Source organism: uncultured Xanthomonas sp. (assembly GCF_964278005.1).
Lineage (GTDB): Bacteria > Pseudomonadota > Gammaproteobacteria > Xanthomonadales > Xanthomonadaceae > Xanthomonas_A > Xanthomonas_A sontii.
On the sequence record NZ_CAXYKF010000025.1, the window covers coordinates 85,214 to 107,458 of the forward strand.

At 69.7% G+C, this 22,245-nt stretch carries 20 protein-coding genes; 13 read left to right on the plus strand and 7 right to left on the minus strand.

Features of this window, described 5'->3' with window-relative positions; genetic code table 11:
- The first annotated feature begins 285 nt into the window (after nucleotides 1–285).
- Nucleotides 286–3,057, plus strand: coding sequence for a DNA polymerase I (gene polA / locus ACHWVH_RS18545; protein WP_394687733.1), 2,772 nt, complete (start codon nucleotides 286–288; stop codon nucleotides 3,055–3,057).
- 520 nt (nucleotides 3,058–3,577) lie between these two features.
- Here the strand turns inward: polA and ACHWVH_RS18550 are convergent.
- From ACHWVH_RS18550 to ACHWVH_RS18565, 4 genes are all read right to left on the minus strand, one after another.
- On the minus strand, nucleotides 3,578–3,844 hold the full coding sequence (locus tag ACHWVH_RS18550) for a DUF2164 domain-containing protein (RefSeq protein ID WP_017914139.1): 267 nt from the start codon (nucleotides 3,842–3,844) through the stop codon (nucleotides 3,578–3,580).
- Complete coding sequence (hemF, locus tag ACHWVH_RS18555; RefSeq protein ID WP_394687734.1) at nucleotides 3,841–4,740, minus strand: oxygen-dependent coproporphyrinogen oxidase; 900 nt, start codon at nucleotides 4,738–4,740, stop codon at nucleotides 3,841–3,843. The genes ACHWVH_RS18550 and hemF overlap by 4 nt, the downstream gene beginning before the upstream one ends.
- Nucleotides 4,741–4,815: 75 nt before the next feature.
- Nucleotides 4,816–5,376 (minus strand): hypothetical protein, encoded by a 561-nt coding sequence (locus tag ACHWVH_RS18560; RefSeq protein ID WP_295924317.1) that lies wholly within the window; start codon nucleotides 5,374–5,376, stop codon nucleotides 4,816–4,818.
- 516 nt (nucleotides 5,377–5,892) lie between these two features.
- Nucleotides 5,893–8,277, minus strand: a complete 2,385-nt coding sequence (locus ACHWVH_RS18565; protein WP_394687735.1) for a prolyl oligopeptidase family serine peptidase — start codon at nucleotides 8,275–8,277, stop codon at nucleotides 5,893–5,895.
- A 267-nt stretch (nucleotides 8,278–8,544) separates the two neighbouring features.
- Here ACHWVH_RS18565 and ACHWVH_RS18570 point away from each other — a divergent pair, with 267 nt between their 5' ends.
- From ACHWVH_RS18570 to ACHWVH_RS18595, 6 genes are all read left to right on the plus strand, one after another.
- Complete coding sequence (locus tag ACHWVH_RS18570; RefSeq protein ID WP_394687736.1) at nucleotides 8,545–8,904, plus strand: hypothetical protein; 360 nt, start codon at nucleotides 8,545–8,547, stop codon at nucleotides 8,902–8,904.
- A gap of 177 nt (nucleotides 8,905–9,081) precedes the next feature.
- Nucleotides 9,082–10,485: a cytochrome ubiquinol oxidase subunit I gene (locus ACHWVH_RS18575; RefSeq protein ID WP_017910339.1), complete on the plus strand. Its 1,404-nt coding sequence runs from the start codon at nucleotides 9,082–9,084 to the stop codon at nucleotides 10,483–10,485.
- On the plus strand, nucleotides 10,485–11,501 hold the full coding sequence (gene cydB, locus ACHWVH_RS18580; RefSeq protein WP_150410631.1) for a cytochrome d ubiquinol oxidase subunit II: 1,017 nt from the start codon (nucleotides 10,485–10,487) through the stop codon (nucleotides 11,499–11,501). Before ACHWVH_RS18575 ends, cydB begins: the two co-directional genes overlap by 1 nt.
- 103 nt (nucleotides 11,502–11,604) lie before the next feature.
- Nucleotides 11,605–12,966 carry an AMP-binding protein gene (locus ACHWVH_RS18585; protein ID WP_394687737.1) on the plus strand — a complete coding sequence of 454 codons (1,362 nt, stop codon included), beginning with the start codon at nucleotides 11,605–11,607 and terminating at the stop codon, nucleotides 12,964–12,966.
- 289 nt (nucleotides 12,967–13,255) lie between these two features.
- Nucleotides 13,256–13,822, plus strand: a complete 567-nt coding sequence (locus tag ACHWVH_RS18590; protein ID WP_267124408.1) for a hypothetical protein — start codon at nucleotides 13,256–13,258, stop codon at nucleotides 13,820–13,822.
- A gap of 14 nt (nucleotides 13,823–13,836) precedes the next feature.
- Nucleotides 13,837–15,324 carry an XVIPCD domain-containing protein gene (locus ACHWVH_RS18595; RefSeq protein ID WP_394687738.1) on the plus strand — a complete coding sequence of 496 codons (1,488 nt, stop codon included), beginning with the start codon at nucleotides 13,837–13,839 and terminating at the stop codon, nucleotides 15,322–15,324.
- A 245-nt stretch (nucleotides 15,325–15,569) separates the two neighbouring features.
- Here the strand turns inward: ACHWVH_RS18595 and ACHWVH_RS18600 are convergent, their stop codons facing one another.
- From ACHWVH_RS18600 to ACHWVH_RS18610, 3 genes are read right to left on the minus strand one after another with little or no spacing between them, the layout of a single operon-like run.
- The gene (locus ACHWVH_RS18600) at nucleotides 15,570–16,073 is read right to left on the minus strand and encodes an AAA family ATPase (protein WP_394687739.1); all 504 of its coding nucleotides are present in this window, start codon (nucleotides 16,071–16,073) and stop codon (nucleotides 15,570–15,572) included.
- Between the two features lie 22 nt (nucleotides 16,074–16,095).
- Nucleotides 16,096–17,112, minus strand: coding sequence for a pteridine-dependent deoxygenase (locus ACHWVH_RS18605; protein WP_017908313.1), 1,017 nt, complete (start codon nucleotides 17,110–17,112; stop codon nucleotides 16,096–16,098).
- Nucleotides 17,109–18,467 carry an NAD(P)/FAD-dependent oxidoreductase gene (locus ACHWVH_RS18610; RefSeq protein WP_394687740.1) on the minus strand — a complete coding sequence of 453 codons (1,359 nt, stop codon included), beginning with the start codon at nucleotides 18,465–18,467 and terminating at the stop codon, nucleotides 17,109–17,111. Before ACHWVH_RS18610 ends, ACHWVH_RS18605 begins: the two co-directional genes overlap by 4 nt.
- Nucleotides 18,468–18,598: 131 nt before the next feature.
- Here ACHWVH_RS18610 and xanC point away from each other — a divergent pair, with 131 nt between their 5' ends.
- From xanC to ACHWVH_RS18640, 6 genes are read left to right on the plus strand one after another with little or no spacing between them, the layout of a single operon-like run.
- The gene (gene xanC, locus ACHWVH_RS18615; protein ID WP_003470209.1) at nucleotides 18,599–18,868 is read left to right on the plus strand and encodes a xanthomonadin biosynthesis acyl carrier protein XanC; all 270 of its coding nucleotides are present in this window, start codon (nucleotides 18,599–18,601) and stop codon (nucleotides 18,866–18,868) included.
- A complete protein-coding gene (locus tag ACHWVH_RS18620) occupies nucleotides 18,843–19,574 on the plus strand; it encodes a ketosynthase (protein ID WP_267098836.1) in 732 nt (243 codons plus the stop codon). Before xanC ends, ACHWVH_RS18620 begins: the two co-directional genes overlap by 26 nt.
- A gap of 55 nt (nucleotides 19,575–19,629) precedes the next feature.
- On the plus strand, nucleotides 19,630–20,379 hold the full coding sequence (locus ACHWVH_RS18625) for a 1-acyl-sn-glycerol-3-phosphate acyltransferase (RefSeq protein WP_152235939.1): 750 nt from the start codon (nucleotides 19,630–19,632) through the stop codon (nucleotides 20,377–20,379).
- Nucleotides 20,380–20,388: 9 nt separating this feature from the next.
- Nucleotides 20,389–20,676 carry a hypothetical protein gene (locus ACHWVH_RS18630; protein WP_267093112.1) on the plus strand — a complete coding sequence of 96 codons (288 nt, stop codon included), beginning with the start codon at nucleotides 20,389–20,391 and terminating at the stop codon, nucleotides 20,674–20,676.
- Nucleotides 20,673–21,647, plus strand: a complete 975-nt coding sequence (locus ACHWVH_RS18635; protein ID WP_295924339.1) for an acyltransferase — start codon at nucleotides 20,673–20,675, stop codon at nucleotides 21,645–21,647. Before ACHWVH_RS18630 ends, ACHWVH_RS18635 begins: the two co-directional genes overlap by 4 nt.
- Nucleotides 21,571–22,218, plus strand: a complete 648-nt coding sequence (locus ACHWVH_RS18640) for a LolA-related protein (protein WP_394687741.1) — start codon at nucleotides 21,571–21,573, stop codon at nucleotides 22,216–22,218. Before ACHWVH_RS18635 ends, ACHWVH_RS18640 begins: the two co-directional genes overlap by 77 nt.
- Nucleotides 22,219–22,245: the final 27 nt, after the last annotated feature.

Consider the following 22,245-nt stretch of genomic DNA (forward strand, 5'->3'; position numbering starts at 1 on the left):
TCCGGGAGAAGGTGCCCCGCAGGGGCGGATGAGGGTGCGTGCGCAGCCTCGTGGATTTAGGTCGGCGCGTCGCTTCGCGTCGTACCCTCACCCCAACCCCTCTCCCGGTGGGAGAGGGGCTCCTGGCTGTTCCCTTCTCCCTCCGGAGAAGGTGCCCCGTAGGGGCGGATGAGGGTACGTGCGCAGCCTCGTGAACCAGGTCAGCGGGTCGCTTCGCGCCGTACCCTCACCCCAACCCCTATCCCGATGGGAGAGGGGCTACACGCCGCAGCGTAGAATTGGCCGATGAGCCGATTAGTCCTGATCGACGGGTCCAGTTACCTGTATCGCGCGTTCCACGCGCTTCCGCCGCTGACCAATGCCGCCGGCGAGCCCACCGGCGCGCTGTTCGGCGTGGTCAACATGTTGCGCGCCACCCTCAAGGAGCGCCCCGAGTACGTGGCCTTCGTGGTCGACGCGCCGGGCAAGACCTTCCGCGACGACCTGTACCCGCAGTACAAGGCCAACCGCCCGCCGATGCCCGACGAGCTGCGCGCGCAGGTCGAGCCGATGTGCCAGATCGTGCATGCGCTGGGCATCACCATCCTGCGCGAGGACGGGGTCGAGGCCGACGACGTGATCGGCACCCTGGCCCTGCAGGGCGCCGGCGACGGCCTGGACGTCACCATCTCCACCGGCGACAAGGATTTCGCCCAGCTGGTGCGCCCCGGCGTGCAACTGGTCAACACCATGAGCGGCAGCCGCATGGATTCGGATGCGGCGGTGATGGAGAAGTTCGGGGTCTGGCCGCACCAGATCGTCGACCTGCTGGCGCTGATGGGGGACGCCATCGACAACGTGCCGGGCGTCGAGAAATGCGGACCCAAGACCGCGGCCAAGTGGCTGGCCGAGTATGGCTCGCTGGACGGGGTGATCGCCCATGCCGACTCCATCAAGGGCAAGATCGGCGACAACCTGCGCGCGGCGCTGCAGCGCCTGCCGCTGAACCGCGAGCTGGTCACCATCAAGACCGACGTGACGCTGCCCGGCGGCCCGCGCACCCTGGGCCTGCGCGAACAGGAGCCGGAGCAGTTGCGCGGTCTGTACCAGCGCTACGGCTTCACCCAGGCGCTGCGTGATCTGGACGGCGGCGTGGCTGCGCCGGAGGCCGCCAGCGAGGCGACGCCCAGCCTGCGCGGCACCGCCGCCGGCTATGCCCGGGCCGCGGCGCCGGCCGCCGATACGGCGCTGGACCCGGCGCTGGCCGCCAAGGGCGACTACACCGCGGTGACCACACCCGAGGCGTTCGAAGAATTGCTGGTGCGCCTGCGCGCCGCCGACGGCTTCGCCTTCGACACCGAGACCGACGCGCTGGACGCGATGCGTGCCAACCTGGTCGGGCTCAGCTTCGCCACCGAGCCGGGCCGCGCCGACTACCTGCCGCTGGGCCACGACTATCCCGGCGCGCCGGTGCAACTGGATCGCGCGCTGGCGCTGGAGATGCTCAAGCCGCTGCTGGAGGACCCGGCCAAGGCCAAGGTCGGCCAGCACGGCAAGTACGACCTGCACGTGTTGCGCCGCCATGGCGTGGAGGTGCGCGGCTACGCCGACGACACCATGCTCGAGAGCTTCGTGCTCAACTCCACCGCCAGCCGCCACGACATGGACTCGCTGGCCCGGCGCTACCTGGGCTACGACACGGTCAAGTACGAGGACGTGGCCGGCAAGGGCGCCAAGCAGATCGCGTTCTCGCAGGTGGCCATCGACGACGCCACCGGCTACGCCGCCGAGGACGCCGACATCACCCTGCGCCTGCACCGCACGCTGTCGGCGCAACTGGACGCCGAGCCGGCGCTGGCGCGGGTCTACCGCGAGATCGAGATGCCGCTGGTGCCGGTGCTGGCGCGGGTCGAGGCCAACGGCGTGTGCGTGGACATCGCCGAGCTGCGCAAGCAGAGCCAGGACCTGAGCCAGCGCATGCTGGCCGCGCAGCAGAAGGCCACCGCGCTGGCCGGGCGCAGCTTCAACATGGACTCGCCCAAGCAACTGCAGGCGGTGCTGTTCGACGAGCTGAAGCTGCCGGCGGTGCTGAAGACCCCCAAGGGCCAGCCCAGCACCAACGAGGAGGCGCTGGAGGCGATCGCCGACCAGCACGAGCTGCCGCGGGTGATCCTGGAGTACCGCGGCCTGGCCAAGCTGCGCAGCACCTACACCGACAAGCTGCCGGAGATGGTCAACCCCGACACCGGTCGCGTGCACACCAGCTACCACCAGGCCGGCGCCGCCACCGGGCGGCTGTCCTCCTCCGATCCCAACCTGCAGAACATCCCCATCCGTACCGACGACGGCCGCCGCATCCGCCGCGCCTTCGTCGCCCCGCCCGGGCGCAAGCTGATCGCCTGCGACTACTCGCAGATCGAGCTGCGGATCATGGCCCACCTGTCCGAGGACCCGGGCCTGTTGCGCGCCTTCGGCAGCGGCGTGGACGTGCACCGCGCCACCGCCGCCGAGGTGTTCGGGCGCAAGCTCGAAGAGGTCACCGGCAACGAGCGTCGCGCCGCCAAGGCGATCAACTTCGGCCTGATGTACGGCATGAGCGCGTTCGGCCTGGCCCGCAACCTGGGCATCGGCCGCGGCGAGGCGCAGGACTACGTGGCGCTGTACTTCAGCCGCTACCCGGGCGTGCGCGACTTCATGGAGCGCATGCGCGAGCAGGCGCGCACCCAGGGCTACGTGGAGACCCTGTTCGGCCGCCGCCTGTACCTGAACGACATCAACGCCCGCCAGCAGGGCCTGCGCGCCGGTGCCGAGCGCGCCGCGATCAACGCCCCGATGCAGGGCACCGCCGCCGACATCATCAAGCGCGCCATGGTCGGCGTGGACGCGTGGCTGCAGGACCACCGCGACCGCGCGTTGATGATCCTGCAGGTGCACGACGAACTGGTGTTCGAAGCCGATGCCGGCTTCGTCGACACCTTGCTGCCGGAAGTGACCGGGCGGATGTCCGCCGCGGCGGAGCTGAAGGTGCCGCTGGTGGTGGACAGCGGGGTGGGCGACAACTGGGACGAGGCGCATTGAGTGCCCGGGTTCCGGGCATGCACCCGGGACCCGACCTGGCGCTGCGGTGTCTTGCGTAGACATCGCATGCGCATGCACGCCGGATATCGCAGAGGGTTTTCCGAAGGATTATCCCGCCCGCGATTTTCGCTTTCCCATTCGCGTTGGTTTTTTGACCCCATCGGGCGCGACAAGCCGCAAAACTCCTACTGGCGTCACACCCCGGGGCGTGCAGGATCGCTTTGATTGAACGGAATTTTGACGCGGTTTATTTGCGCGGATTTTCGGGAATGAATCCGTCCTTAATCTGACAAATTTTTAACTTAAATCTTCACGAACGAGCAAGGTGGGGAATGTTCTTATATCCCTCGACAGGCGCAATACCTGTCGCGGATCTCCTCCCATCCCCTGGAGCAGATCCAGGAACGGCGACTCCTCCCCAAGTCTCCGTTCCCTGGCCCCGCCGACCTCCCCCTGGTCCGCGGGGCTTTTTTATGCCCGCACGTTCGTGATGCCGCGCTGGCGGCGCGCGCGACCCGGCTCAGCGGCGCGCGTCGGTGGGCTGTTGCAGTTGGTAGAGCGCGTCGTCCAGGGTGTCCAGCTGCGTGGCCAGCAGCGCGCGGGCATCGTCCAGGCCGCGGTTGTAGTAATGCGCGCCGATGCGCTCGGCGACGAAATCGAGCAGGAATTCGGCCTCGAACGCGCCGACCTGCTGCTGCAACTCGGTGCGCAGGTAGGCCTGCAACTGTTCGGCGATGGCGCGCTTGTCCTCGCGGCCCAGCACGGCGGTGCGCGCTGGCGCGCTCATGCCAGCCATTCGCGCGGCACCAGGTACTCGGCCAGGCGCGCCTCGGCGCTGCCCGGTTCGGGCTGGAAGCCGTACTCCCAGCGCACCCGCGGCGGCAGGCTCATCAGGATGCTCTCGCTGCGGCCGCCGCTCTGCAGGCCGAACAAGGTGCCGCGGTCGTAGACCAGGTTGAACTCGACGTAGCGGCCGCGCCGGTACAACTGGAACTCGCGCTCGCGCTCGCCCCAGGGCAGGCCGCGGCGGCGTTCCACGATCGGCAGGTAGGCGTCGAGGAAGCCGTCGCCGACCGCGCGCTGGTAGGCGAAGTCGCGCTCGAAATCGGCATGCAGGTCGTCGAAGAACAGGCCGCCGACGCCGCGGGTCTCGTTGCGGTGCTTGAGGAAGAAGTACTCGTCGCACCAGCGCTTGTGCGCCGGATAGCGGTCTTCGCCGAACGGCGCGCACAGGTCGTGCGCGGTCTGGTGCCAGTGGTGGGCGTCCTCGTCGAACGGGTAGTACGGGGTCAGGTCGAAGCCGCCGCCGAACCACCAGGCCACGGTGGCGCCGTCGCGCTGCGCCTCGAAGTAGCGCACGTTGGCGTGGGTGGTGGGGATGTACGGGCTGAGCGGGTGGAACACCAGCGACACCCCGACCGCGCGCCACGAGGCGCCGGCCAGTTCCGGGCGGTTGGCGCTGGCCGAGGGCGGCAGGCGGGTGCCGGCGACGTCGGAGAAGCCGATGCCGGCCTGCTCGAACAGCGCGCCGTCGCGCAGGATGCGGGTGCGGCCGCCGCCGCCCTCCGCGCGCTGCCACAGGTCTTCGGCGAAACGGGCCTGGCCGTCGGCGGCCTCGACCGCCGCACAGATGCGGTCTTGCAGGCCAGTGAGATAGTCGCGAACACGGTCGAAGGTATGCATGCCGCCATTCTAGAAGCTGGCTGTGTCAGGCGTCTGCGGCGGGCTGCCCGGACTGCGCGGGCCGGTCGGTGTGCGTCAGCGGCGGAACTCGGCGCGCAGCGCGGGGCGGCACAGCTGGTAGACCAGCCAGCCGTGCAGGCCGGCGAAGACCAGGGCGGTCAGCGCGCCGCTGACCATGAGCGTGATCCGGCCCAGCGCCAGATCGTGCTGGAGTTGCTGCGGGTCGAAGGCGTGCTGTGGCGCCCAGACCTGCAACAGGTCGAGCAGTTGCCACAGCAGCGGCAGCACCGCGAAGTTGGCCGCGGCGGTGACCACCAGGAACACGATGAACGCCCGCCGCGCCCAGTCGCGCCGCTGCAGCAGCGCCCACGACGCCGCGCACAGGCCCGCCGACAGCAGCGCCGACAGCCAGGACAGCGCCAGCGCATGGGCGACGCACCACTGCAGCAGCGGCGGCAACGGCAGCCCGGCCTCGCGCAGCACGCCCTCGATCGCCCCGTCCGGCAACGCCATCAGCAACAGCGCCTGGCCCAGCGAGTACAGCAGCGACAGCACCCCGATCAGCAGCGAGAGCTTGGCCATCGCATCGATGTTCTTGTTGCGGGCGGCGGTGAGGGGCAGCGGCGGAGGCGGCATCGGCGGTCCTTCGGGGCGGGGCGGCGCTGGCGGCGCCGCACCGGCGGCAGTCCGGCAAGGATAGGGATGGCGGAGCAGGGCGCAAGCCGGCGTGGCGCGCGAGGGGGGCGCGCCTATGCCGGTGCGCGGCCTCTGGTCAGGGCGCTGCCGATCCGGTGTCGCGAGGAGCGGGGCTACGCCAAGGTCGTGCCGATGCCGTCTGCGTCCGGACGGCCTAGCTGCGGGCGCTCGCGTTCAGCCGCGACGCGCCTTACCGGGAAAGCCTCGTCGCGACCGAAGTCGCTCCCACAGGGGCTTGCGGCGAGCCCGCCGGGTGCACTGTGGGAGGGACTTCAGTCCCGACGCATTGCGCCATCGGAAGGCTCACCACCTCGCGCGTCGCGGATGCATGACCGTTGACTCCTGCGGAACGGCGCGATGCGTGACGGACACCGGTGGTTGGCGCTGTCCCGAAGGCGCCCCGCGGGCGCTGCGCCTGCCATACGTCGACGGCAGGCGCCTCGGTATGCGGCCGGCTCAGCGCAGCTCGCGTTCGAACAGCTTGAGGATGCGCTTGTACTCGTCCAGCCAGGAATCGGCGCGGGTGAAGCCGTGCTTCTCCAGCGGGTACGGCGCGATCTCCCAGTTGTCCTTGTGCAGCTCGATCAGCTTCTGGGTCATGTCGACCGAGTCCTTGAAGAACACGTTGTCGTCGACCATGCCGTGGGCGATCAGCAGGTGGTCGCGCAGGCCGCTGGCGTATTCGATCGGCGAGGAGGTGCGGTAGGCCTCCGGGTCCAGGTCCGGGGTATTGAGGATGTTGGAGGTGTACTCGTGGTTGTACTGGCTCCAGTCGGCGACCGGGCGCAGCGCGGCGCCGGCCTTGAACGTGCCGGGGCTGCGGAACAGCGCCATGTAGGTCATGAAGCCGCCGTAGGAACCGCCGTAGATGCCGGCACGGCCACGGTCGCCCTGCTTGCTGTCGACCAGCCAGTCCAGGCCGTCCAGGTAGTCCTCCAGCTCCGGGTGGCCCATGTCGCGGTAGATCGCGGTGCGCCAGTCGCGGCCGTAGCCGGCGCTGGCGCGGTAGTCCAGGTCCAGCACGATGTAGCCCTTCTGCACCAGCAGGTTGTGGAACATCTGCTCGCGGAAGTACGGGGTGTAGCGCGCCGACACGTTCTGCAGGTAGCCGGCGCCGTGCACGAACATCACCACCGGATAGCGCTTGCCCGGCTCCGGCTGCGCCGGACCGTAGTACTTGCCCCAGACGGCGCCGGCGCCGTGCTTGGACGGCACCTGCACGAACTGTGGCTGTACCCACGGGCGCGCCTTGAACGCGGCACTGCGGGTGTCGGTGAGCACGCGCGCGTTGCCGCCGGCGGCCGGCAGCACCGCCAGTTGCGGCGGCAGATAGGGGCCGGAGTAGTGCACCAGCAGTTGCTGGCCGTCCGGCGACAGCGCGAAGTCCTCCACGCCGTCCAGCGAGGTCAGTTCGGCGACGCTGTCGTTGCGCAGGTCGAGCTTGCACACCTCGTAGTCGCCCGGCCACTTGCGGTTGCACAGGAACAGGAAGCCCTGGCCGTCGGCGCTGACCACCGGCGCGGACACTTCCCACTTGCCGGAGGTGCGCTGGCGCGGCTTCTCGGTGCCGCGCTGGGTGTACAGGTGCGAATAGCCGGACTGCTCGGACAGCAGCCACAGCGTCTGGTTGTCCGGCATCCAGCCGAAGTCGTTGAAGCTCCAGTTGATCCAGGCCGGATCGGTGAGGCGGTGGCGCGGCTGCAGCACCGCCTTGTCCAGGTCGACGCTGGCGATCCAGCGATCCTTGTTGTCCACCGCGCGCAGCAGCACGGCGACATTGCGGCCGTCCTCGCTCCAGTGCATCGAGGCGCCGCTGCCGTCGCCGTCGGTTTCCACGCGCACCGCGCGCGGGCCCTGCAGCGGCTCCTGCTTGGCGGCCTTGCGCAGCGCCGCCAGCGGATCGGTGCCGATGCCGGGCAGCACCGACAGGTCGAGCTTGCGCGCGCTGCCGGCCACCGCATCGACCAGCCACAGGGTCTGCGCCACCGGCGAATTGCGTCCGACCAGGGTGCGCGCCTCCTGGAATTCGGCGTAGCCGGACTCGGTCACGTACTTGGGCATCTTGCTGTCGCGGCCTTCCTCGGCGCCCTTGGCGTGGGTGACCACCAGCAGGTGGCGGCCGTCCGGCGACAGCGCGCTGTCGTCGACCACCACGTCGTCGCCCAGGTACACCGGCGCCGGCGCGCGGCTGCTGTCGGCGCGGCGCCAGGCCTGCTCCTGCTGGCGCAGCAGCTCGCGCTGGGCGCGGTCGCGGGCCAGGGTTTCCAGGGTGCGCAGCTGCTGGTCGCGCAGCACGTCGGGCTTGGGCGCGGCATCGGGATCGCGCTCGGCCTTGAGCACCGCGGCCTGCTGCACACCGCCGCCGGGGCTCCAGCGGTACCAGTCGTTGCCGACCCGCCACAGCGCGCCGCCATCGGTGGTGAACTGCGGCCGCGCGGCGGCCTGGTTGCTGCGGGTCAGCTGGGTCAGCGCGCCGCTGCGCAGGTCGCGAAGGAACACGTCGCCGTTGCGCACGAACAGCATGCGCTGGCGGCGTGCGTCGTAGACCGGGTTGGCCGCGTCCAGGGTGCTGCGCTGCGCGTCCTCGACCCGCTGCGCGGCGCCGCCGTCGACGCCCTGGCGGTAGGTGTCGCGCACCGGGCTGCCGGTGCGCTTGAGCTGGTACTGCACCTGGTGCCCGTCCCAGGCCCACCACGCGTCCTCGACCGGCGGCCCGATCCAGTCCGGATCGGCCATGGCCTGCTCGATGGTCAGCGGGGCGGCGACATCCTGGGCCGCGGCCAGCGGCGGCAGGCAGGACAGGGACAGCAACACAACAGCGCTCAGGGCGAGACGACGCATCTGGAATTCCGGGCGAACGGCAAACCGCAAGCGTAGCAGCCGCCAGGGTGGTGGCGATTGCGCCGTTGGTCATGGGCGCCACCGGGAGCAGAGGCCTTGTAATCTTGGCGAGGGTGTTGGCGGACCCGCATCGGGTAAGTCGGCGCACGCGGTGGCTGCGCCATGATTGCTTGTCACACCGCGCGTCGCTTCAGGTTACGACGGCCTGGAATGACGCAGGTCAGGGTCGACACGCCACTGAGCAAGCATGCAAACGCTGGGGGAACCATGAAAAGTGTGCTTGTGTGGGCGGCGCTTGCAACAATTGGCGGACAGCAAACGCACGACTTGCCGAAGACCGACTGCGCCTCCAGCTTGCGCCCGCTCGAAACCATTCAGCCAGCGCTGCCAGGGCGCACGGGAAGCCAGTTCATCGGCTCGATCTACGTCGCGATCGTGATCGAAAGGAACGGTGACGTATCGGTTGCCGAAATATCGAGGGTCGATATCAAGCAGTTGGAGAGAAGGAGATTCCCCGATTCAGGATACGCTGAAGCGGTGCTTGATGCTGTCGGACAGTGGACGTTTCCCGAGGTGAGCATGCGATGCAAAAAGGAAGTCAAGGTGGAGTTGGCGTTGTCTCATTGATGGAGGCGCCGGGCTTGAGACGTGGCCCGATCAACTGAGCCTGGAACAGAGCCCTCTTTCCGCTATCGCGGTTGCGCCAACCCTGCGGCAATGGCGGCGCTGCGACAAACCGTCACATCCCATTTCGCCGCGCTGCACCAACAATAGGCATCGTTTCCGCTGCCTCAGGCGCTGCCCATGGACGCCCTGCTGCTGTCGCGCATCCAGTTCGGATTCGTCATCAGTTTCCACGTGCTGTTCCCGGCCTTCACCATCGGCCTGTCGAGCTGGCTGGCGTTCCTGGAGTGGCGCTGGCTGCGCACCCGCGACACGGTGTGGCGCGATCTGTACTTCTTCTGGCTGAAGATCTTCGCCGTGTCCTTCGGCATGGGTGTGGTCAGCGGCATCGTGATGAGCTTCCAGTTCGGCACCAACTGGGCGGTGCTCAGCGAACGTGCCGGCAACATCCTTGGTCCGCTGCTCAGCTACGAAGTGCTGACCGCGTTTTTCCTGGAAGCCTCGTTCCTGGGCGTGATGCTGTTCGGCTGGCACAAGGTGCCGGAGAAGCTGCACTTCCTGGCCACCTGCCTGGTCGCCATCGGCACGCTGATCTCCACGTTCTGGATCCTGTCGGCCAATAGCTGGCTGCAGACGCCGGCCGGCTATGCGGTGGTTGAAGGCGTGTTCCATCCGGCCAACTGGCGCGAGGTGATCTTCAATCCCTCCTTCCCGTACCGGCTCACGCACATGGTGCTGGCCGCATTCATCACCACCTGTTTCGTGATCGGCGGGGTCAGCGGCTGGTACCTGCGCCGCGGCGAGCACCTGGATGCAGCCGGGCGCATGCTCAAGCTGGCGGTGGCGTTCGCCGCGATCGCGCTGCCGTTGCAGATCGCCGCCGGCGATGCGCATGGCCTGAACACGCTCGAGCACCAGCCGATCAAGGTGGCGGCGATGGAAGGGCATTGGCATGGCGAGGCGAAGGGGCAGGGCGTACCGCTGGTGGTGTTCGCGGTCCCCAACGAGGCCGCCGAGCGCAACGATTACGAAGTGACCATCCCGCGCCTGGGCAGCGTGATCCTCACCCACACGCTGGATGGCGAGATCACCCCGCTGACCGCGGTGCCGCGGGACGAGCGGCCGCCGGTGAAGCCGGTGTTCTACGCGTTCCGGGTGATGGTCGGGCTGGGCATGGCGATGCTGCTGCTGGCGCTGGTGTCGCTGTTCTTCTGGTGGCGCGGCACCTTGCTGCGCCGGCGCGCGCTGCACCTGGCGTGGAACGCGATGCTGCCGGCCGGGTTCGTGGCCCTGGTCGCCGGCTGGTTCGTCACCGAGATCGGGCGCCAGCCCTACGTGATCTATGGCCTGCTGCATACCCGCGATGCGGTCAGCCCGACGCTCAGCCCGGCGATGGTGTGGATCTCGCTGAGCGTGTACGTGCTCGCCTACGCGCTGGTGTTCGGCTTCGGCAGTTGGTACATCCTGCGCATGCTGCGCCATGGGCCGCTGCCGCACGAGCCGGCGCCGCGCATGCAGGAAGGCGATAAGACCCCGGCGCGGCCGCTGTCGGCGGCCGACGACGACATCGAGGAGACCCGCTGATGGACATGGCGACCGTATTGCCGGTGATCTGGTTCGGCGTGATCGGCTTCGGGGTGCTGATGTACGTGCTGCTGGACGGCTTCGTGCTCGGCCTCGGCATCCTGGCGCCGTTCGCCGAGGACGAGGACCAGCTCGATCTGATGATGAATACCGCCGCGCCGATCTGGGACGGCAACGAGACCTGGCTGGTGCTCGGCGGCGCCGGCCTGCTGGCGGCCTTCCCCAAGGCCTACGCGGTCGTGCTGTCGGCGCTGTACCTGCCGGTGCTGCTGATGCTGATCGCGCTGGTGTTCCGCGGCGTGGCCTTCGAGTTCCGCTTCAAGGCGCGCAGTTCCAAGTACCTGTGGGGCTGGGCGTTCGCGCTGGGCTCGCTGTGCGCGGCGTTCTGGCAGGGGGTGATCCTGGGCGCGCTGGTGGAAGGCATGCCGCTGCAGGACGGCAAGTATCTGGGCGGGGTGCTGGGCTGGTTCAGCCCGTTCTCGATGCTCACCGGCGCGGCGGTGGTGTTCGGCTATGCGTTGCTCGGCGGCAGCTGGCTGATCCTCAAGACCGAGGGCGCGATGCAGCGCATCGCCCGCACCCTGACCCGGCCGCTGGTACTGGTGGTGGTGGTGTTCATGGGCCTGGTCAGCGCCTGGCTTCCGTTCCTGGACTCGCGGATCATGGCGCGCTGGTTCCACGACGGGAATTTCTGGTGGCTGTCGCCGGTGCCGCTGCTGGTGCTGGTCAACGCGCTGGCGCTGTGGCGGGCGGCGATGGCGCAGGGCCGCGATGCGCGTCCGTTCGTGCTGACCCTGTGCTTCTTCGTGCTCGGCTTCTTCGGCCTGGTGCTGGGCATCTGGCCGAACATCGTGCCGCCCGGGCTGACCATCTGGGAAGCGGCCTCGCCGCCGTCCTCGCAGGGTTTCGTGCTGGCCGGGCTGGCGGTGCTGCTGCCGGTGATCCTGGGCTACACCGCGTGGTCGTACCGGGTGTTCCGCGGCAAGATCACCGCCGACACCGGCTACCACCACTGACGGCGGCCGCCGCGGCAGGCCGGCTTGCCAGCGGCGGCGGTGGCGGCCAAGCTACCGGCTCCCGCGCCGTGCGGGTCATCGCCCGCCCGAGCCGCCGCCCCGCATGTCCGCCGTTTCCTCCGAGATTCCCGCCGCGCCCCTGTTGCATCCGCTCGCCGTCGGCGACGCGCGGCGACCGCTGGCCTTCGCCAACGGCGAACACATCGACCTGGCCACCTTCCTTGGCCACGTGCGCGGACTGGCCGCGGTGCTGCCGGCCGGCCGGCACGCGCTGAACCTGTGCGAGGACCGCTACCGCTTCATGGTCGCGTTCTGCGCGGTGGCGCTGCGCGGGCAGACCTCGCTGCTGCCATCCTCGCGCGCGCCGGCGGTGGTGGCCGAGGTGCAGCGCAGCCATGCCGATTGCTACTGCCTGGGCGACCTGGCGCTGGCCGAGCCGCCGCCGCGCTACTGGCAGTTGCCGGACGCGCTGCCGTCGCTGGACGGGCCGATGCCGCAGCTGGCCGACGACGCGCTGGTGGCGATCGGCTTCACCTCCGGCAGCACCGGCGCGCCCAAACCCAATCCCAAGACCTGGGGGAGCTTCCTCACCAGCACCCGCCAGGACCTGCTGGCACTGGTCGGGCTGTGGCCGGACACGGCGGTGCCGCAGGTGGTGGCGACGGTGCCGCCGCAGCACATGTACGGCATGGAGCTGTCGATCCTGTTGCCGCTGGTGACGCCGCTGGCGGTGCACGCCGGGCGGCCGTTCTTTCCCGAGGACGTGGCCCGCGCGTTGGCGCAGCTGCCGGCGCCGCGGCTGCTGGTGACCACGCCGGTGCATCTGCGTGCGCTGGTCGAATCCGGCGTCGCCCTGCCGCCGCTGGCCGGCATCGTCTCGGCCACCGCGCCGCTGGCGCAGGAACTGGCCGCCGCCGCCGAGGCGCGCTTCGGCGGTGAGGTACGCGAGATGTTCGGCTCCACCGAGACCTGCGTGTTCGCCAGCCGCCGCACCGCCTGCGAAGCGCCATGGACGCCGCTGCCGGGCGTGCGCGTGGCGCCGCAGCCGGACGGCACCCTGGTGCACGCGCCGCATCTGCCGCAGGCGGTGCTGCTGGCCGACCTGATGGAAGTGGATGCCGACGGTCGTTTCCAGGTGCGCGGGCGCCAGGCCGACCTGCTGGAGATCGCCGGCAAGCGCGCCTCGCTGGCCGACCTCACCCGGCGCATGCTGGCCCTGCCGGGCGTGGTCGACGGCGCGATGCTGCAACTGGATCCGGAACCGGGCCAGGCGGTGGGCCGCATCGCCGCGGTGGTGGTGGCGCCGACCCTCGACGAGGCCGCGATCCTCGCCGCGCTGCGCCGCGAACTGGATCCTGTGTTCCTGCCGCGCCGCCTGCGCCTGCTCGACGCCCTGCCGCGCAACGAGACCGGCAAGCTGCCGCGCGATCGGTTGCTGGCGTTGCTGGCGGCACGCGAGGACTGACGGGGCGGTCGAATCGCACCGGGATCGGGATCAAGCCGGCTTGGCAAGCGGTCAATCGACCGCTGCTGGTGAAACGCCGAGCCTGCATCGCTGCAGATGGTTCAGTGGGCGGCTTGCTGTGGGGCCTGCCGGTGTTCGTATACTGCGCTCATCGCTTCGCGCCGCAAGGATGTGCCGCATGCCCCATCGGGCTTCTCTCGTCCTGATCGCCTCGCTGCTGTGCGGGGCCTGCACCCATGCGCCCGCGCGGACGCCTGCCGTTGCGCCTCCTGCCAAGGAATCTCCCGCCATGACCTCGTCCCCCTCGTCCGGCGCCGCCGATCAGGCCGCCGCGCCCGTGTCGCCCAAGCTGAGCGCCGAGCAGATGCTCAGCCGATTGCTGACCTTGATCCGGACCAGCAGAAGCGTGGCCGAATTCACGCCGGAGCGCTTGCATGAGGTGATGGGGGTGGAGATGGACTATGCGCGTGATGGGTCGGGACGTTATGGATTCGGGGAGAAGGTCAGCCGGGACTGGGTGCATGGCTTCGAGGTCAACATGAAGAAGGCCGATCCTCGGTTGATCTTCAGCTTCGATCCGGTTGTACCGGGCGCCTCGCCCGCGATGCGCGATCTCTGCCGCGTGGATTTCGATCAGTTCACCAGCGAATTAGAAGAAATGGGTTTTGTGCGTGAGCGCTACTACGACTCTCCCCCGGCGGCGCCGAACGGCGGGCCAAAGCCGTCTCACGGACCCTGGATGTACGATTCGTTCGAGCGCCCCGGCATGTGGTTGCAGGTTTACCCGCGTGACGAAAGCATCGGGTCCGATGACGCAGTCCGTCACTCCTGTGTTCAGATGGTGATAGTCGGATAAAGGGAGGCGCAGGGATGCCACTCACGCCACAAGCTCAAGCTGTCATTACCGACTTTGGTAGCCAGCCAAGTGTCGGTCCTGATCACGTGCGGAATCTGCGCGCGATCATCGAAGCATCGCCCGCCTTGGTCGATCAGCTAAACGACGCTGTACGTCAGGGCCAAGTGTCACGCATCGTTCCGCTGACCAATCCCAATGCTGGCGGCGAGTACGATTCTGAAAACAAGGCTGTGCGGGTCCCATTGGCCAGGCTTCAAGCTTCGCCGTCTGGGAGGGCACCCAACGCGGGCGAACTCACCTATGTCCTGGGACATGAGTTGCAGCATGGCGCCAATGCCGCGGACACCAAGCGAGCACTCACCGAATTTGCCGCTGGCGTTTCCGCAATCTCACAGCGACAAAGTCCACGCGACTACACCGAACCTCTGGCGTCTCTCCTTGTACAGAATCGCCGCGATGAAGCCGGAGCCCAGATCGCCGCCTGGAATGCGATGGTCAGCAGGGTCCGCACGGCGAATCCGAACGCAACCCTTGAAGATATATACAACGAACAGCCAGGACGTATGGCTGATTTCATCGACAAGTCGGGCGCGCGACCTCACTTCGACTACACGCTCAAGCCGAATCTAAGCATTAATGCGGATATGACGATGCCCCAGAGTCCGGCCAATTTGGAGGGAATGGGGCAGAATTTTTTCGACAAGGCTTCCGAGATCAGCAAGCTCGGTGCTCTCGGCAGCTCCGATTATGCCAACTACTACGCTGCCAATCCGGTCAGCCACATCGCCCAGGTCGAGCACCGGCAACATCCGCCACAACCCGGCAACGACACCCCGCAGATCGCGCTGAACCTGTCGCGGCTGCATCTGCGCGAGTCGCTGCTGGAAGAGAACGGGCTGGATCTTGGCAGGGATCGACGTCCTCTGCCGTACTTCGACAGCAGCACGCAGCCGCCGGTTGCGGGACTGCTGCAGCACACCGCCGACACCCATCGGCACGTGTCGCCCCTGGCCAACGGGTTGCCCGAACCTTCGACGCTTCCCGCGCGAGGCACGGAGGCGCACCGGAGCGATGATCCCTCGCTGCCGGGGCATCCGGATCACGCGTTGCTGGAACAGATCCGAGCAGGCATGCGCAGGGTCGACGCAGACCTGGGCAAGGCCTACGACCACGACAGCGAGCGGCTCAGCCGCAGCCTGCTGGCGGCCTGCAAGGACAACCGCGACATGTATCCGGGCACGGCCGGCTATTCGTTGTCGGGCAATGCGCTGGAGCGGGTCGACCACGTGGTGTTGGGGAAGACCGGGAACCTGATCGCCGTGCAGGGCGCACTGGACGACCCGGCGATGAAGCGCGCGGTCGTTCCGGTGGAGCAGGCGTTGGCCACGCCGGTGGAACAGTCCGACCAGAAACTGGCGCTGGCCAATCAGGCGCTGGGGCAGGAGCAACAGCGCACCACACAGCCGGAATTGGACCGTCACCTGACCGCGCCGACGCGTTAGTGCATGTCGCCACTACGTGGCCGGCGAGGGGGGATGGTCATGCGTGGGAGGAAGGCAGCGGCGCGAAACATCGACGCATACGCGCTTGCTGCGGTGCGCTCTGCCACGTCCGGCGTCCAACGTGATTTGCGCCGGGCAAGCAGCGACACGGCATCCGTCCCGCACAGACCGCACTTGGGCGCAAGTCCAGGCACAGCGCGTCGCGAGGACGGAACCGGCGCGGCAGCGCCGGTGCCGGTACCCGCTCAGGAAAGCGCGGCGGCGACCTGCGCGAACAGGTGCGGCAGATCCACCGGCATGCGGGTGTCCACGTCGATCACCGTCCCCAGGCCGATCGGACCGGGATAGTCGGCAAGCAGGTCGGGCGGCAGTTCCCGCAGGGGGTGTGCCGCGTGCTGCGTGCCCGTCGTGGCGCGCGCGCGGAAGCGGCGCAGGGTCTCGTCATGGCCGCAGTGGCAATGGACTTCCACCAGCCTCGCCTCCAGTGCGGCGATCCTGCCGCGCTCGTAGTCGCTGCGCGGTCGGAAGTTGGCTTCCAGCACCGCGTGCGGACTGCGCTGTGCCAGCGACCAGAGCATCTCCATCGCGGCGGCGCCGAGACGGCGCGACGCGGCGAGATCGCCGCCGCCATCGCCCAGGGCGTCGGTCAGCGTCTCCTTGATGAAATCCTTGCAGAACAGCGGAAAGCCCAGGTGCGCCGCCAGCGGGACCGCCAGCGTGGTCTTGCCGGCGCCGGGGGCGCCGGACACCAGGACGATCTTGCGTCGCCGTTCAACCATGCACGCCGTCGATCTCCACCGCCAGTTCGTCGCGGCAGATCACCGCGTGCAGCAGCAGGCGCGGGACGCGGTCGCCGAAGCGGGTATCGAGGGCGGCGGCGACCAGCGGCAGGTCGCCGGGCTCGCGCACGTAGACCTTGAGGCGGGTGCCGTCGCCGAACTGCGGCGGCAGGTCCGGGGCGTGTTCGCGCGCGGCCGCCAGCAGGGCGTCGAAGTTGGCGAAGGTTTCCTCCAGCTGCGCCAGCAACTGGCCCTGATGCATGGAGGCGTGGCCGACCACGCTGGCGGTGCCCGACAGCAGCAGCGGCATGTCGCTGCCGGCCGGCGGCAGCATGGCGCGGGCGAAGCTGGGCGGCTGCGGGCCGTACTGGCGCGGGTAGCGGTAGGCGCTCACCTGGCGCGGGTTCTCCAGCGGGGTGCCGGCCTGCGCGGCGGCCAGCCAGTAGATCTGCATCACCCGCGCATCGTCGCAGCGGCCGACCGCGGTCGCCGCCGGCAGCTGGGTGGCGTCGAAATCGCCCAGCCCGCGCGCGCGGCCGACGCAGAAGCGCCGGTAGCGCTCGCGGTCGCCGCTGCCCAGGGTGATCGCGTCGAGGTAGTTCCAGATGCGCAGCAGGCGCGGGGTGGCGCTGCCGGCGACGAAGGCGCTGATCTGCGCGTAGGCGAGCGCGGCGGCTTCCTCGATGTCCAGGTCGACCTGGCGCTCGTCGATCTCGATGACGCCGAACTGCAGGCGGCCGTCGCTGGCCCAGGCGATGGCGCCGTCGCGGCCGCTGTGCACCGGGGCGTCGGTGCGCCACACCTCGAGCATGCGCGGGCCGTGCGGCTGCAGCGGCACGCGCAGGTAGCGCGGGTCGTCGTGGTAGGGCGCGGTCTCGCCGAAGCCGAATACCGCCAGGACGCGATCCTCGGCCAGCCACTGGCTGGGGTCGGTTTCGGCGACGTAGTCCACCTGCAACTGCGGATGGCCCTGCGTGTGGTGCGGAAACTGCAGGTGCGGGCGGCTCATGGGGTGTCTCCGTGCAAGGTGTCGCCGTGGAACTGTTCGCGGGCCTGGCGGCGGCGGTGGCGCCAGGCGCGCCACGCCCGCGGCAGCATCGCCACCGCGGACAGCGCATAGATGGCGCGGAACACGCGCAGGCGGCGCAGCACCGCACGGTTGTCGAAGACGTCGCCGGCGAGCATCGCCACCACCGCCTGTTCCACCTGCAGCACGTTGCGCGGCTGCGCGAACAGCTCGCGCATGGTCGGCGAGGTGAAGCGGTAGATGAACCACTTGAACTCGTCCAGGCCGCCGCGCAGGTGCCGCTCCAGGCGCCGCTGCAGCCGCGCCTCGCTGGCCGGGTCGCGCAGCGCCGCGTCGACCACGGACGCGCCGCGCTCGGCGCTGTGCATGGCCAGGTACACGCCGGAGGAGAACATCGGGTCGACGAAGGCGTAGGCGTCGCCGAGCATCAGCCAGCGCGGCCCGCTCATGCGCGTGCATTCGTAGGCGTAGTTGCCGGTGGCGTGCACCGGCGCCACGCGCTGCGCGCCGGCCATGCGCGCCACCACGTCCGGATTCAGCGCCAGCGTGCGCAGCAGGAACGTCTCGCTGTCGCAGCCCTTGCGGGTCTTCATGTACTCCGGGTCGCACACCGCGCCCACGCTCATCACGTCGTCGGGCAGCGGGATCAGCCACATCCAGCCGTGCGCGTGGCGATAGATGCTGATGTTGCCGGCGTCCTCGCCGGCGCGCCGCGCCACGCCGCGGAAATGGCTGAACAGCGCCGCCGACTGGTGCCGCGGATTGGCGCGCTTGAGCTTGAGCGTGTTGCCGAGGAAGGTGTCGCGGCCGCTGGCGTCGATCAGGTAGCGAGGCCGGTAGTGGCGCACGCCGTCGGCGCCGCGTGCCTGCACCGTCGGCGTCTCGCCGTCCAGCTGCACCGCCTCGACGCGCACGCCCTCGTGCACGTCGGCGCCGACCGCGCGCGCATGCGCGAACAGCACCCGGTCGAAGTCGGCGCGCGGCACCTGCAGCGCGAAGTCGGACTGCGCACCCAGCGCATGCGCGAAACGGAAGGTGTTGTAGCCGCCGGCATCGTTGGGGAAATCGGCGCCGAGCTTGAGCACGCCGATCGCCCGCACCTGGTCGAGCACGCCCAGCCGCTGCAGGATCGGCATGTTCATCGGCAGCAGCGATTCGCCGATGTGGAAGCGCGGGTGGTAGTCCTTTTCCAGCACCGTCACCCGCCAGCCGCGTTGCGCCAGCACGATCGCCGCCGCGCAGCCGGCCGGCCCCCCGCCGATCACCAGCACGTCGGGCGTGTCTGCCGCGGCGTCGCGTGCGGTGGAGGGAGGGGAAGCAACAGCGGCGGACGTCATCCTGAGGGAACCTGCGGGCGCAACGGCGGGGCGAAACGGCATGATAGCGTGCCGTTCGCGGGCCGATGGTTGCGCCGCAGCGCCCGATGCACCATCTTGTCGCACCCGTCCTTTCGCCTGGAAGCCCCTGGATGTCTTCGCAAACCGCCGCCGAACGTGAACTGGCCGAGCTGCTGGTCGAGAGCCTGAACCTGGAAGACGTCCAGCCCGGCGACATCGATCCGGAGGCGCCGCTGTTCAATACCGGCCTGGGGCTGGACTCGATCGACGCCCTGGAACTGGCGCTGGCGATCAGCAAGCGCTACGGCTTCCAGCTGCGCTCGGACAACGACGAGAACCGCCGCATCTTCGCCTCGCTGCGCGCGCTGTCGGCGCATGTCGAAGCCAACAAGACCAGCTGAGCCGGCCGACGCCGCGCCCTGGGCGCTGGCCCTGGGCGTGCTGCTGGCGCTGGCCTACTCTCCACTGGCGCACTGGGCCAATGCCGCGCACCGCCCGGACCTGGCGGTGCTGGCCGGCGCGGCGCTGGTGCTGATGGTGCTGGTGGAGCCGATGGCGCGCTGGCGGCCCTGGGCCTGGGCGCTGGCGATCGCCGCGACCGCGGCGCTGGTGCCGCTGTGGCGCTCGCCGCACGCCCTGCTGCTGCTGGCCGCGCCGCCGGTGCTGTTCACCGCCTGGGTGGCCTGGTTCTTCGGGCGCAGCCTGCAGCGCGGGCGCACGCCGCTGATCACCCGCATCGTCGAGGCCCTGTACCGGCAGGCCGGCATGCCGATCACCCCGGACCAACTGCGCTACACCCGCCGCCTGACCCTGGCCTGGACCCTGCTGCTGGTCGGGCTGACGCTGCTCAACCTGGTGCTGGCGCTGTGCGCCCAGCCCAGCGGGGTGCTGGCGCAGCTGGGCCTGGCCTCGCCGCTGCCGATCAGCGATGCGCGCGCCTCGCTGTTCGCCAATCTGCTGGGCTACGGGGTCATCGGCGGCTTCTTCGTCGGCGAGTACCTGCTGCGCGGGCGCTGGTTTCCGCAGCGTCCCTACCGTAATCTGCCCGACTTCCTGCACCGGCTGGCGCGGCTGGGGCCGGTTTTTTGGCGCGATCTGTTGCGCTGACGCGCGAAGTGCAGGGGACGCAAGGGTCGTGCAGATCATCAAGGAAAACAGCAAGTTGTCGCGGGCTGGGATGCCTTCGCGCATGGCCTGGGCCGTGTGGAACGCCCTGCAACTGGCATTCACCCTGGCGCACACCGCGCTGGGCATCGTCGTCGCACTGGTGCTGCTGCGGCTGACCGGGCCGCGCCTGCCGCTGCGCATGGGCGCGCGGTTCTGGGCGCCGGTGCTGCTGTTCGGCGCCGGGGCGCGGCTGCAGGTGGAGGGCCGCGAGCGGGTGGACTGGTCGCGCAACCACCTGTTCGTCAGCAACCACCAGTCGATCATCGACATCTGCGCGCTGTTCATGGCGCTGCCGGTGCCGCTGCGCTTCCTGCTCAAGGACGAGATGCTGAAGGTGCCGTTCGTGAACTGGTATGCGCGCGCGACCGGCATGCTGTTCCTGGACCGCGACAGCCGCCGCGCCGGGGCGATGATGCGGCGCGAGGCGGCGGCGCTGCTGCGCCGTGGCCAGGACCTGTGCCTGTTCCCGGAAGGTACCCGCAGCCGCAGCGGCGCGCTGGCCGAGTTCAAGGCCGGGCTGCTGCAGGCCGCGATCGACGCCGGGGTGGACGTGGTGCCGGTGGCGCTGGACGGGGCGGGCAAGGTGCTGCCGCCGACCAGCCTGTTCCGGGTCCGGCCCGGCGTCATCCGGGTGCGGATCGGCACGCCGATCCGGGTGAACGGCGAGGACGGCCCGCTGAACCGCCAGCAAGTGACCCAGCGCGCGCACCAGGCCGTCCGTGCCATGCTCGAACCCAGGATATGAGTCGCCCGTATGCAATTCGTCGTACCGCATGATCATCCCAGCCTGCCCGGCCACTTCCCGGGCCGCCCGGTGGTGCCCGGCGTCGTGGTGCTGGACCACGTGCTGCAGGCCGTGGAGGCGGCGCACGGCGCGCGCGCGCCGCTGCGCCTGCCGCAGGTGAAGTTCGTGCAGCCGCTGTTTCCCGGCCAGCCGGCGCGGGTGGAACTGGATGGCGCCGCGCCGCGCTGGCGCTTCCGCGTGCTGCGCGGCGAGGACCTGCTGGTCAGCGGCGAACTCAACGCCGAGGCCGTGCCGTGAGCGCCGGCTGGAAGCAGCGCCCGGAAGGCGGCGGCCGCTTCGCCCTGTGGCTGATCCGCAGCATCGCCCGCTATGGCGGCCGCGCCGTCGGCCGCCTGCTGCTGTACCCGATCACCCTGTACTTCCTGCTGGTGCGCGGCCCGGAGCGGCGCGACTCGCGGCACTACCTGAGCCGTGTGTTCGATCGCCCGGCCACGCTGCTGGAGGTGGCCCGGCACATCCACACCTTCGCCTCCACCATCCTCGACCGGGTGTTCATGCTGTGCGGGCAGATGCACCGGTTCCGGGTGCAGATCCGCGGCCTGGACCAGTTGCACGCGCAGATGGACCGCGGCCGCGGCGTGCTGATCTTCGGCTCGCACCTGGGCAGCTTCGACGCGCTGCGGGTACTGGCCACCGAGCGCCCGGACGTGCAGGTCAAGGTGGTGCTGGACAAGGCGCACAATCCGGCGATGACCGAACTGCTGGGCGCGCTGAACCCGCAACTGGCCGCCAACATCATCGACGCCGGCATGGACAGCACCTCCATCGTCATGGCGATCAAGCAGGCCACCGACGAGGGCGCGCTGGTCGCGCTGCTGGTGGACCGGCCGCGCCCGGAGGATCCGGCGCTGCCGGCCGCGTTCATCGGCCAGGGCGCCATGTTCCCGACCTCGCCGTGGCTGATCGCCGCCGCGCTCAAGGTGCCGGTGGTGCTGGCGTTCGGGCTGTACCGCGGCGGTAACCGCTACGAGCTGGTGTTCGAGACCTTCAGCGAAGGCCTGGACCTGCCGCGCCGGCAGCGTGCGCCGGTGCTGGCCGCGCTCATCCGCGATTACGCCGCCAGGCTGGAGCATTACACCCGCTCCGCGCCCTACAACTGGTTCAACTTCTACGACTTCTGGAACAACCGCCATGCCGATGCGCCGCACCTTGCCGTGGATGCTGATACTGCTGTGCAGCGCCGCACCGCTGAGCGCCGCATCGCCTGAGGCGCCGGACGCCGACTGGATCCTGCAGAAGCTGGCGCGGCCGGCACCGGTCAGCACCGCCTTCGTCGAGCTGCGCGGCTCGGCGCTGCTGAAGGCGCCGCTGCGGGTGCAGGGCGAGTACCGCCGCCCGGACGCGCAGACGCTGGTGCGCGAGGTCACCGCGCCGTACCACGAGACCACCACCCTGCGCGGCAGTGAAGCCACGCTGGAGCGCGACGGCAAGCCGCCGCGGCGCTTCTCGCTGGCGCGCGTGCCGGAACTGGCCGGCCTGCAGAGTGGCTTCGGCGCGCTGCTGTCCGGCGACCGCGCACTGCTGCAGCAGCAGTACACCATCAGCAGCTCCGGCACCCGCGAGCGCTGGCAGCTGCAGCTGCAGCCCAAGGACCCGGCCATGGCCGGGCACGTGCGCAGCCTGCGCCTGTACGGCCGTGGCGCCGAACTGCGCTGCATCGAGACCACCCCGGCCAAGGGCGACGTGCAGCGCACCCTGCTGGCCGGTGCCGCGCAGGCCGCCGGCGCCCTCGCCGACGGCGCTGCGCTGACCGCGCTGTGCCACGGCGACGCGGCGTGATCCCCGCACGAGGCGCCCGCCGGCAGC